Genomic DNA, 12,250 nt, shown 5'->3' on the forward strand with positions numbered 1-12,250 from the left:
CTGTTCTTTGGCCAAACGCTCCGCTTCTTCTCGCGCAGCCTGCTCTTCGGCTAAGCGAGCGGCTTCTCGTTCAGCTTCTTGCTGTTTTTTGTCTGATTTTCCGAACCCTAACCAGGATAGAATTTTGCTCTTTTTACCCATAACTCGCTAAATACCGTTTTAGTGTGCAATCAAATTAGTGAGAACTTATTGACGCAGATAATCCATGCGCATGAGCGCTCTGGTGGAAGACCTGACAGGCCATGTACATGGCTGATAACAAGCTCTGTCATTACTGGGGCGACAGTGTACCATGTTCCAATAGGATGAAAAATCACAGCTTAATGATATCTGTCTGATAACGGCACCAGGCAGCAATAAATCTTGCTATACACCTGCCCCGATGCGGTATACTGACTGCTATCTTTTGCACGCAGTTGGTAAAAAATGAGAAAGCAACAATCCAAAAAGCCAGTGTCAGGGCATATTCGTGTGATCAGTGGTCGATTTCGGGGTCGTAAATTACCGGTCAAAGACGTTGAAGGGCTCAGGCCAACCACCGACAGAGTCAAAGAAACCCTGTTCAATTGGCTAATGCAGGATGTCAGAGATGCCAAAGTATTAGATTGCTTTGCCGGTTCTGGTAGCCTCGGATTTGAGGCTTTATCACGATTTGCGCACAGCGCCAGCTTTTTCGAATTCGACAAACAAGTTGCCCAGCAGCTGCAACAGAATATTGTTACCCTCAAGCTGGATAATGCCCAGGTCGAGCACGGTGACACCTTGGCCAGACTGGCCACAGAGGCGCCACACGCTTATGATCTGGTTTTTGTCGATCCGCCATTCAGGCGCGATATGGTGCAAACCAGCTGTGCTTTGCTCGAAACCAATCACTGGCTGAGCGAAGATGCTCTGATTTATGTCGAGTTTGAACGCGAAAGTACCCCTTCATTCCCTGAAAATTGGACCATTTTAAAGGAAAAGTTGGCGGGTCAGGTTTGTTGCCGACTCTTCCAGCGCACTTAATTACTCAGCAATAACAAGACTAAATAGCTGAAATAATAGGCAGTTTAGTATAAATGCTCGTACCCAATCTCGTGTCGGGCTTCGGGCATGACAGCTGCTGCAATTTTAACTATAATTTGATCTTTACATGCGGTGATGCTTCGGCTTACAATACCGCACCATTTTTGAACCAATTGACCCTTTTTTGGTCGGTTAGAGCAAAGCTCACTAATTAGGTAGGTGAATTTTTAATGCCAGTAATTAAAGTAAGAGAGAACGAACCGTTTGACGTAGCACTTCGTCGTTTCAAGCGTTCATGTGAAAAAGCAGGTATCCTTTCAGAAGTTCGTCGTCGCGAGCACTATGAAAAGCCAACAGCTGAGCGTAAGCGCAAGAAAGCAGCTGCTGTAAAGCGTCACATGAAAAAGCTTTCTCGCGAAAACGCACGTCGCGTTAAATTATACTAATCGCTGCGAGTCTTGCATATGAGCCTGTTAGCTACGTTAAAAGACGCGCAAAAAGCAGCCATGAAAGCCAAAGACAAACCTCGTCTTACTGCTATTCGTGCTGCCCTTGCTGAAGTTAAGCAACGAGAAATCGATAACCAAACGACACTGGACGACGCAGGTATTACCTCTGTTTTAGTGAAGCTGGTAAAGCAACGCCGCGATTCTTATACTCAGTATAAAGACGCTGGCCGCGAAGACTTAGCCGACGTAGAAGCTGGTGAGATCACTGTGCTGGAGTCCTTCTTACCTCAACCTTTGAGTGAAGAAGAGATAGCAACATTGATCGATTCTGCAATCGCCGATACCGGCGCCGCTGGCATGCAGGACATGGGCAAAGTAATGGGCGTGATTAAAGCAAAAGCTGAAGGTCGCGCTGATATGGGCAAAGTTTCAGGTTTAATTAAACAGAAGCTTAGCGCATAAGCCCCGCATCAAGTATGATTATAAGTAAACCGAGCCTAGCGCTCGGTTTCTTCGTCTAAGCGATAGGGTAAAAATGGCAGGAAAAATTCCAAGACAATTTATTGACGACCTGTTGGCCAGAACCGACATCGTTGAATTAATCGATAACCGCATCGGTCTGAAAAAAGCCGGCAAAGATTATCAGGCCTGCTGCCCTTTTCATAACGAGAAATCTCCCTCTTTCACCGTCTCTCGTGACAAGCAGTTTTATCACTGCTTTGGCTGCGGTGCTAACGGCAACGCGATTTCATTTTTAATGGAATACGACAAGCTGGAGTTTGTCGATGCCATCGAAGAACTGGCGGGACAATTCAGCCTGGAGATCCCCAGAGAACAAGGTCTGGGTGGGCCACAACGTAGCTTCGAAGAGAAAAAGTCCGACTACGATCTGATGCAGCAAACTGCGCGCTTTTATCAGCAGCAACTTAATCAGCATCAGAAATCCGCAGAGGTTAAAGCCTATATTTCTGGACGTGGCTTATCCCAGCAAACCATAGATAAGTTTCAGATGGGTTTTGCACCGCCCGAGTGGGATCAACTTATTCGCACGCTGGCACGCAACCCGGCTCAGCGTCAGCAGCTGGTTGAATTGAAACTCGCGACAGAAAAGTCACCGGGCCGTCAGTTTGACTTTTTCCGCGACCGACTGATGTTCCCCATTCGTGACAAACGTGGTCGGGTGATCGCCTTCGGTGGTCGTGTTATGGGGCAAGATCAGGGACCCAAATATCTCAACTCGCCGGAAACCCGAATTTTCCATAAAAGCTTTGAGCTATACGGCTTTTACGAAGCAAAACAGGCTCATCGCCAGCTTGCACAAGTGCTGATTGTCGAAGGGTATATGGATGTCGTCGCCTTGTCGGAATATGGTATCGACTATGCGGTGGCAGCATTGGGCACAGCGACGACAGCAGAACACATGCAAACCTTATTTCGCAATACCGATCAGGTGATCTGTTGTTACGATGGTGACCGCGCTGGTAAGGATGCCGCCTGGCGGGCACTTGAGCATGCCCTGCCCAACCTGAAAGACGGTAAGTCACTGCGCTTTGTGTTCCTCCCGGATGGCGAAGACCCGGATTCCTTAGTGCAAAAAGAGGGCAAAGACGCCTTTGAGCAACGCCTGGCAGAGGCTGAAGATTACAGCAAAGTACTGTTCGCTCGTTTATCAGAACAATGTGATTTAACCACAGATGCCGGCAAGGCCAAGCTACTCAGTGAAGCCCTGCCATTGGTGGAAAAAGTGCCCAGTGAGTATTACCAGGAGTCTTTGTTGACCACTCTGGCACGCTTAATCGGCCGCACCCGTGAGCAGCTTAGTGCCAAACTGGCGACACCGCGCAAACAGCACGCCATAGAGCGTAAATTTAAAGTGACACCCATGCGTCGGGCCATTGGCCTGTTGTTGCAACATCCGAGTTTGGCATCTGTCGTTGAGCATTTACCTGAGCTGGCAGAATTGCCCTTACCCGGTATGCGTCTGTTCCTGACGTTGCAGGCGACTTGCTTATCGCGACCCGATTATACCACTGCGCATATTCTTGAAGCTTTTAGGGACACACCGGAATACTCAGCGCTGAACAAGCTGGCTACCTGGCAGCATAATATCGATGAAGAAAAGCTGGTTGATGAATTTAAAAATACTTTTCAGTTTATTGAAGATCAGTGTTTAAATTTGCGCCTTGAGACCTTATTAATAAAAGACAAAACCGAAGGCTTAAATAGCGATGAACGACTGGAATGCGCGCTCCTGACCCAAGCGTTAGGTGCGCGAAGAACTGGTCAAAAATAATTTTTGCTGTTATAATGTTCTATTCACTGCGTCAACCAAAATAGTGTGGTTTTTAGCTGACGCCCGTTGTAACAACTTTATCAGAGTGGAAGCAATAATCTCTATGGATCAATCTCCTCAGTCACAACTCAAACTTCTGATTCAGAAAGGTAAAGAGCAAGGTTACTTAACTTTTGCAGAAGTTAACGATCATCTTCCACAAGACATCATAGATTCGGATCAAGTAGAAGATATCATTAGCATGATCAATGATATGGGTATCCAGGTAGCAGAATCTGCACCGGACGCCGATGAACTGATGATGCAGGAAACCACGACCGACGAGGATGCAGCCGAAGCAGCGGCTGCCGCATTGGCAACGGTAGAAAAAGAAATCGGCAGAACCACAGATCCCGTGCGTATGTACATGCGCGAAATGGGCACGGTTGAACTGCTGACTCGTGAGGGCGAAATCCAAATCGCTAAGCGAATTGAAGAGGGGATTAATCAGGTACAGATCTCTGTTGCCGAATATCCCGAAGCAATTACCTACCTGCTTGAACAATGGGACAAATACGAAGCCGAAGAGATGCGCTTAAGCGACATCGTTTCTGGTTTCTTTGACTCGTTAGAAGACGATGAAGCCCCGATTTCAGCAACACACATCGGTTCAGAGCTAAGCGAAGAAGACTTAGACGATGAAGACGATGATGGTGATGAAGACGACGACGATTCAGAAGATGCAGACACAGGCCCGGATCCTGAAATTGCACGCGAGCACTTCGAAGAATTAAGAACCCTGTACAACAACGCACGTAAGTGCTTTGAAGTAAAAGGTCGTGCACACCCGGACTCTCAAGCGGCCATCGCCGAGATTGGCGAGCTGTTCCGTAAGTTCAAGCTGGTTCCAAAACAGTTTGACCGCATGGTAAATAACATGCGCGACATGATGGATCGCGTTCGTGTACAAGAACGTATCATCATGAAGCAAGCTGTTCAGATTGCAAAGCTGCCGAAGAAAACTTTCATCAAGCACTTTGCTAATAATGAAACAGACATGGCCTGGGTGGATGCAGAAATTGCCGCAGGTGACAAACACTCAGCTAAACTGGCAGACGTTAAGCCAGAAATCGAACGCTGTGTGAACAAGTTAACTGCCATTGAAGAAAGCACTGGCCTGAGCATTGAGCGTATTAAAGACATCAACCGCCGCATGAGCATTGGTGAGGCCAAAGCCCGCCGTGCGAAAAAAGAGATGGTTGAAGCCAACTTACGTCTGGTTATCTCAATTGCCAAAAAGTACACCAACCGTGGCCTGCAATTTTTGGATCTAATCCAGGAAGGTAACATAGGTCTGATGAAAGCGGTTGATAAATTCGAATACCGCCGTGGTTACAAGTTCTCGACTTATGCAACCTGGTGGATCCGTCAGGCAATTACCCGCTCTATTGCGGATCAGGCGCGTACTATTCGTATTCCGGTACACATGATAGAAACGATCAACAAATTGAATCGTATCTCTCGTCAAATGCTACAGGAAATGGGTCGTGAGCCCAGCCCGGAAGAGCTGGCAGAGCGCATGATGATGCCAGAAGACAAGATCCGTAAAGTGCTGAAAATTGCCAAAGAGCCTATCTCCATGGAAACCCCAATCGGTGATGATGAAGATTCGCATCTGGGTGATTTCATTGAAGACACGACAATTGAGTCGCCAGTGGATTCAGCCACTATGGAGAGCTTACGTGGTGCCACCAATGAAGTACTTGCTGGCCTGACGGCACGTGAGGCCAAGGTACTACGCATGCGTTTCGGTATCGACATGAACACCGACCATACTCTGGAAGAAGTAGGTAAGCAATTTGACGTGACACGTGAACGTATCCGTCAGATTGAAGCGAAGGCTTTGCGTAAGCTTCGCCACCCTTCACGCTCTGACTTACTGAAGAGCTTCCTGGATGTGAAAGGCTAAGCGCCCATTCAAAATCATCAAAGGCCGCATTTGCGGCCTTTTTAGTTTACTCTGGGATCGATAGACCCGATTTATAAATAGGTAACAACTATGGCTTGGATCCAGATCCGCATTGATGCCGACAAAAACAGCGCCGACCATTACAGCGATCTGCTGATGGAGATCGGCTGCCCGTCCGTCACCTATATTGACGGACAAAACAACCCCATCTATGAGCCTAAGCCCGGTGAAGTGCTGCTTTGGCCGCAAACCATAGTGATTGGCTTGTTTGAGGCCAACCACGATATGCAGGCGGTTGTCGACTACCTGAAGACCGCCAGTGATGCCCCACTTAAATACAAGCTGGAGCAGCTCGAAGACAAAGACTGGGAACGCGAGTGGATGGATAACTTCCACCCGATCAAATTTGGTGAGCGTTTGTGGATCTGCCCGAGCTGGCGCGACGTGCCGGATCCGGATGCCGTCAATGTACTACTCGACCCAGGCCTCGCCTTCGGTACAGGTACCCATGCCACCACAGCGTTATGTCTGAAATGGCTGGAGCAACAGGACCTCAGTGGTAAAACTGTGGTCGACTTTGGTTGTGGTTCAGGGATCCTGGGGATCGCAGCGATCAAACTGGGCGCAGAGCGGGTGATCGGCATCGACATCGATCCACAGGCTTTGGTTGCCAGCCGAGACAATGCTGCACGCAATGGCGTAGCCGATCAGCTGGAAGTGTATTTACCTGAGAACCAACCTGATTTCTCTGCGGATATTGTAGTCGCAAATATCCTGGCACAGCCGCTCAGAGAGCTCCATGAAGTGATCCTCGGATTCCTTAAACCTGGCGGCGAAATTGCCATGTCAGGCATTCTGGAAGAACAGGCGCAATCGGTTGCCGATGTCTATGCCCCTTTCCTTGCACTTGACGCCATTGCTCAGGAAGGCGAATGGACCCGAGTGAGCGGAAAAAAAGGTTAGTGCCTTATCACGCGTAAAGCCCTTAGTTAACAGGCTTTACGCATTTTTTACAGTGCTCCCTTTACCTCATCAAAATGAAAAGCGGTTAATTTTAAAACAATTCTGACCTTCAGTCAGTTTGTTATGAAAAGTCAACCCGTCAAGCTCAAAAAAAAAGCACTTATGTTCAATTTATAGCCTTTGATTTTTGCAAAAAAAACCGTAAACTTAGCGCCCCTTGAAAAGAGGCGGATTGAACTGCAGTGCGTATTGGTCCTTACCAACTTGAAAACAACTTAATGGTCGCGCCAATGGCGGGGATCACCGACAGACCTTTCAGACAATTGTGTCGGCGCTTAGGTGCAGGACTGGCGGTGTCAGAAATGTTGTCTTCAAATCCTAAGGTATGGAAAACCGATAAGTCGATGAACCGCATGGATCACAGTGGTGAATCGGGTATCCGTTCTGTGCAAATTGCCGGAGCAGATCCCGAGTTGATGGCACAGGCCGCACAGTTCAATGTCAGCAATGGCGCGCAGATCATAGATATCAATATGGGCTGCCCCGCTAAGAAAGTGAATAAAAAGCTGGCAGGCTCAGCACTATTGCAATATCCGGAACTAGTGGAAGAGATAGTTCAGGCTGTGGTCAACGCAGTCGATGTCCCGGTCACGCTAAAGATCCGTACAGGATGGGATCCGGAAAATCGCAATGGTATTGAGATTGCCCGTATTGCCGAACGTAATGGCATTGCTTCTTTAGCCGTACATGGACGCACCCGTGCATGTATGTATAAAGGCGAAGCCGAGTATGCCACGATCAAAGCGATCAAGGCGGCGGTTGGCATTCCTGTTGTGGCTAATGGGGATATAGATTCTCCACAAAAAGCCAAACAGGTGCTGGAATTTACGGGCGCAGATGCCATCATGATTGGTCGAGCAGCCCAAGGTCGTCCCTGGATTTTCCGGGAGATAGACCATTACTTGCGTACTGGAGAAACGCTTGCAGCCCCGGAGTTATCCGAGGTTCGCAGCATTTTGATGGAGCACTTAGTGAACCTTCATCAATTCTACGGTATGCCAATGGGTGTACGCATCGCACGCAAACATGTGTCCTGGTATTTGCAGGCCCATGACCAAGAAGGTCAATTTAGGCGAGTATTCAATGCGCTGGACGATGCCACTGAGCAGGTCGAGACATTAGAACACTATTTTGAAACACTAGCAGCTAACTAAGAAAGAGACATAAAGATGTTCGAACAAAATGTGACTTCTCCATTTATCACTAACGCTCATGTTCAGTCACAAGAGAAACCGCAACCACTTCGCGATGCAGTGAAAAAAGCTGTACACCACTACCTGAAACAGCTTAACGGTCAGGACGTACAAGACGTTTATGAGTTGGTTCTTTCTGAGCTTGAAGCACCACTACTTGAAGAAGTAATGACTTACACACGTGGTAACCAAACTCGTGCTGCCATCTTACTGGGTATCAACCGTGGTACACTGCGTAAGAAACTGAAAAAGTACGGCATGAACTAATCTGTTCCTGTTAAAATTGAAAAAAGCACCTGCGGGTGCTTTTTTTGTTTCCCCTACTCTCTGGCATATTGTTGCTGTAAACAAAACACTTACCAGCAATTAAAGACACACAGCGAAAAGCAACTCTGTTTTTCTCAATCTCACTCACGCATTTTCAATCGTTTTCTGAGCCAAGTTAGGCTAAAATACAGCACTTCTAAGCTAGCCCTTAACTTATCATTGAGGAAACCTGAACCATCATGGATATACATCGTCCAATTCGTCGCGCGCTGCTGAGCGTGTCTGACAAAACCGGTATCGTTGAATTTGCCCGAGCTCTGAGCGAGCAAGGCGTTGAACTGCTATCAACTGGCGGCACCTGTAAACTCATTGCCGAGAACGGCATTCCTGTTACTGAAGTATCTGACCACACTGGTCACCCGGAAATCATGGACGGCCGGGTCAAAACCCTACACCCGAAAATCCACGGTGGTATTTTGGCTCGTCGCGGCCAGGACGAAGGCGTGATGGCAGACAACAACATCTCAGCCATTGATATGGTCGTAGTCAACTTATACCCCTTTGCACAAACCGTTGCAAAAGCTGACTGCTCACTGGAAGATGCCATTGAGAACATCGACATCGGCGGTCCAACTATGGTTCGCGCTGCTGCGAAGAACCACAAAGATGTGACCATTGTTGTGAATGCAGCTGACTATGACCGTGTTATCAACGAGATGAAAGCGAATAATGGCTCAACTGAGTACAAGACGCGCTTTGACCTGGCGATTGCAGCTTATGAGCACACAGCGCAGTATGACGGTATGATCGCGAACTACTTTGGTAAAATGGTCCCAGACTATACCGAAGAGGCTGCTGAAGACTCTAAGTTCCCGCGCACCATCAATATGCAGTTCACCAAGAAGCAGGATATGCGCTACGGTGAAAACTCGCATCAGGATGCGGCCTTCTATGTTGAAAACGACATTGAAGAAGCGTCAGTGGCAACTGCGAAACAGATTCAGGGTAAAGCACTGTCTTACAACAACATCGCGGATACCGATGCCGCCCTTGAGTGTGTGAAGAGCTTTTCAGAACCTGCCTGTGTGATCGTTAAACACGCCAACCCCTGTGGCGTGGCAGAAGATAAAGACATCCTGAGCGCCTATGACCGCGCCTTTAAAACCGATCCAACGTCTGCATTTGGTGGCATCATTGCTTTCAACCGTGAACTGGATGCTGACACGGCAGAAGCCATCATCTCACGTCAGTTCGTTGAAGTGATCATCGCACCTAAGATTTCTGACGCGGCAGCACAGATTGTTGCAGCGAAGAAGAACGTGCGTTTGCTGGAGTGTGGTGAATGGCAAACGGCAACAACCGGTGTCGACATTAAACGGGTTAATGGTGGTGTGCTGATTCAAGACCGCGACCAGGGCATGGTTCAGGCGAGCGATCTGAAAGTCGTGTCTAAGCGCCAGCCAACCGAGCAAGAGCTGAAAGATCTGATGTTCTGCTGGAAAGTAGCTAAATTCGTTAAGTCGAATGCAATCGTTTATGCACGCGATGGCATGACCATAGGTGTGGGTGCCGGCCAGATGAGCCGTGTTTACTCTGCGAAAATCGCTGGTATCAAAGCCGCAGATGAAAATCTGGAAGTCAAAGGCTCTGTGATGGCCTCTGATGCCTTCTTCCCATTCCGCGATGGCATCGATGCAGCAGCCGAAGCCGGTATCACGGCGGTTATCCAGCCTGGTGGCTCAATGCGCGATGAAGAAGTCATTGCCGCAGCCGACGAAGCGGGCATGGCCATGGTCTTCACTGGCATGCGTCACTTCCGTCACTAATCGATGAGCGCGAAACCTTCACCGTTTCGCGCTTTTTGTTTGCGCTAATTTCCAGTATTGTGGGTAAAGACAATCACAATAATGACAGTGAAGGAACTGACTATGAAATTTGCCATTAAATCTATCATCGCAGCAGGCATTCTGACCGCTCTGAGCGGCTGTAACAGCACCACGGACAGCGGTGCATCCAGTGAGATCACCTCTGCCGTTGCAAGCGCAGAGCGTAAAGCGGAAAACCGCGCCCGTGACCAGTATCGTAATCCGGAGCAAACCCTGGCATTTTTTGGCGTACAGCCAAATATGACGGTAGTTGAAATTGCCCCAGGTGGCGGCTGGTATAGCGAAATTCTGGCCCCGATTGTTAAAGGCCAAGGTACCTACTATGCGGCGCACTTCCCAGAGAATAGTGAAGGCTACTTCAAACGTTCACTGGATGGCTTCAAGAAAAAAATCGCAGAAGATGCGCGTTTCAGTGAAGTCAAAGTCACCGAGTTTGCACCTGGCACGCACACCAATATAGCGCCTGCGGGCAGCGCCGATATGGTGCTCATCTTCCGCAGTGTACATAACTGGTATATGCGTCAGGGTGACGAAGGTGTGTTGTCTGCCTTTCAGGCTTTCAATAAAGCATTGAAACCAGGTGGCACTTTGGGCGTTGTTGCACACCGCTTACCTGAACACCGTGATGATAAAGATCAGCAAAATTCTGGTTATATGAAGCAAAACCATGTCATCAGTCTCGCGAAGCAAGCTGGATTCGAATTAGTTGCAAGCAGTGAAATCAACGCCAACCCGTTGGACAGTGCCAACCACCCGAAAGGCGTGTGGACTTTACCACCACGTTTAGCTTTGGGTGATGAAAAGGCCGAGCAGTACAAGGCCATCGGGGAAAGCGATCGAATGACCCTGAAATTCAAAAAGCTTTAATAGGAATCAATTGCCATGAATATACTCGTCATTGGCAGCGGTGGCCGTGAACACGCTCTGGCGTTCAAGGCTGCACAAAACCCATCTGTAAAAACGGTCTTTGTTGCGCCAGGCAACGCAGGCACGGCACTTGAGCCAAAACTGCAAAATGTCGCCATTGGTGTGGAAGACATCGACGCACTACTGGCTTTTGCCACAGAGAATAAGGTCGAGCTGACCATTGTTGGCCCTGAAGCGCCACTGGTGATCGGCGTGGTAGACCGCTTCCGAGAAGCCGGTCTGGCTATTTTCGGTCCGACTCAGGGCGCCGCTCAGCTGGAAGGCTCTAAGTCATTTACTAAGGACTTTTTGGCACGCCATCAGATCCCGACAGCGGCCTATCAGACCTTTGAAGAGATCGAACCTGCTCTGGCCTATGTCAAAGCGCAAGGCGCCCCCATTGTTGTCAAAGCAGATGGCCTGGCTGCCGGTAAAGGTGTGATCGTGGCAATGACCGAAGCGGAAGCGGAAGACGCCATTCGCGATATGCTGGCGGGTAATGCCTTTGGTGAAGCCGGTAGCCGCGTGGTGATCGAGGAATTCCTTGAAGGTGAGGAAGCCTCGTTCATCGTGATGGTCGATGGTAAAAACGTTTTGCCATTCGCCACCAGTCAGGACCACAAGCGCGCTTATAATGGCGATGAAGGTCCGAACACGGGCGGCATGGGCGCATACTCTCCTGCTCCGGTTGTAACTGCAGAGATCCACCAGCGTATTATGGATGAAGTGATAACACCAACCGTTGAAGGCATGGCGGCGGAAGGCTACCCTTACACTGGCTTCCTGTATGCGGGCCTGATGATTGCTGCAGACGGTACCCCTAAAGTGATTGAGTACAACTGTCGCTTTGGTGACCCTGAAACGCAGCCTATCATGCTGCGTTTGCAATCGGATTTGGTCACACTGATTGAAGCGGCTAACCGTCAGGAGCTTGATCAGACTGAGATCCAGTTTGATCCTCGTGCTGCAGTGGGCGTTGTCCTGGCGGCTAAAGGCTATCCAGGCAGCTATCCGAAAGGCGACGCAATCTCTGGTCTGCGTGTTGCTTACCCGGAAGGTGAGAAAGTCTTCCACGCTGGCACCAAGCAAGACGGTGACGCTGTGGTTACTGCGGGCGGACGTGTACTGTGTGCCACAGCTTTAGGCCATACAGTGACAGAAGCGCAAAAACGCGCGTATGCACTGGTTCAGGAGATTAACTGGGACGGTGTTGAATACCGTACTGATATCGCCTATCGCGCCATTGCTCGCGAGCAATAAGTTATACTATACCGGGTCGC

Annotated in this window: 11 protein-coding genes; all 11 read left to right on the plus strand. The window is 49.0% G+C overall.

Going from position 1 to position 12,250, the window contains the following annotated elements:
- Positions 1-426: 426 nt before the first annotated feature.
- The 11 genes from rsmD to purD all read left to right on the plus strand — a co-directional run bounded on the left by rsmD (position 427) and on the right by purD (position 12,230).
- Positions 427-1,005, plus strand: coding sequence for a 16S rRNA (guanine(966)-N(2))-methyltransferase RsmD (gene rsmD / locus CWB99_RS01805; RefSeq protein ID WP_138549829.1), 579 nt, complete (start codon positions 427-429; stop codon positions 1,003-1,005).
- A 230-nt stretch (positions 1,006-1,235) separates the two neighbouring features.
- Entirely contained in the window at positions 1,236-1,451 is a 216-nt protein-coding gene (gene rpsU, locus CWB99_RS01810; RefSeq protein WP_010362466.1) for a 30S ribosomal protein S21, read from the plus strand.
- Positions 1,452-1,469: 18 nt separating this feature from the next.
- Positions 1,470-1,916, plus strand: a complete 447-nt coding sequence (locus CWB99_RS01815; protein WP_046004287.1) for a GatB/YqeY domain-containing protein — start codon at positions 1,470-1,472, stop codon at positions 1,914-1,916.
- Positions 1,917-1,989: 73 nt separating this feature from the next.
- Positions 1,990-3,747 (plus strand): DNA primase, encoded by a 1,758-nt coding sequence (gene dnaG / locus CWB99_RS01820; RefSeq protein ID WP_138549830.1) that lies wholly within the window; start codon positions 1,990-1,992, stop codon positions 3,745-3,747.
- Positions 3,748-3,850: 103 nt separating this feature from the next.
- Complete coding sequence (gene rpoD, locus CWB99_RS01825; protein ID WP_138544547.1) at positions 3,851-5,695, plus strand: RNA polymerase sigma factor RpoD; 1,845 nt, start codon at positions 3,851-3,853, stop codon at positions 5,693-5,695.
- A gap of 90 nt (positions 5,696-5,785) precedes the next feature.
- Positions 5,786-6,658, plus strand: coding sequence for a 50S ribosomal protein L11 methyltransferase (gene prmA / locus CWB99_RS01830; protein WP_138549831.1), 873 nt, complete (start codon positions 5,786-5,788; stop codon positions 6,656-6,658).
- A 242-nt stretch (positions 6,659-6,900) separates the two neighbouring features.
- Positions 6,901-7,872 carry a tRNA dihydrouridine synthase DusB gene (gene dusB / locus CWB99_RS01835; protein ID WP_138544549.1) on the plus strand — a complete coding sequence of 324 codons (972 nt, stop codon included), beginning with the start codon at positions 6,901-6,903 and terminating at the stop codon, positions 7,870-7,872.
- 15 nt (positions 7,873-7,887) lie between these two features.
- On the plus strand, positions 7,888-8,178 hold the full coding sequence (fis, locus tag CWB99_RS01840; protein WP_010374122.1) for a DNA-binding transcriptional regulator Fis: 291 nt from the start codon (positions 7,888-7,890) through the stop codon (positions 8,176-8,178).
- 239 nt (positions 8,179-8,417) lie between these two features.
- Complete coding sequence (gene purH, locus CWB99_RS01845; protein WP_138549832.1) at positions 8,418-10,004, plus strand: bifunctional phosphoribosylaminoimidazolecarboxamide formyltransferase/IMP cyclohydrolase; 1,587 nt, start codon at positions 8,418-8,420, stop codon at positions 10,002-10,004.
- A gap of 102 nt (positions 10,005-10,106) precedes the next feature.
- Positions 10,107-10,931 carry a class I SAM-dependent methyltransferase gene (locus CWB99_RS01850; protein ID WP_138549833.1) on the plus strand — a complete coding sequence of 275 codons (825 nt, stop codon included), beginning with the start codon at positions 10,107-10,109 and terminating at the stop codon, positions 10,929-10,931.
- Between the two features lie 15 nt (positions 10,932-10,946).
- Complete coding sequence (gene purD, locus CWB99_RS01855) at positions 10,947-12,230, plus strand: phosphoribosylamine--glycine ligase (protein ID WP_138549834.1); 1,284 nt, start codon at positions 10,947-10,949, stop codon at positions 12,228-12,230.
- The last annotated feature ends 20 nt before the right edge of the window (positions 12,231-12,250 follow it).

This window comes from Pseudoalteromonas rubra (assembly GCF_005887095.1).
Lineage (GTDB): Bacteria > Pseudomonadota > Gammaproteobacteria > Enterobacterales > Alteromonadaceae > Pseudoalteromonas > Pseudoalteromonas rubra_E.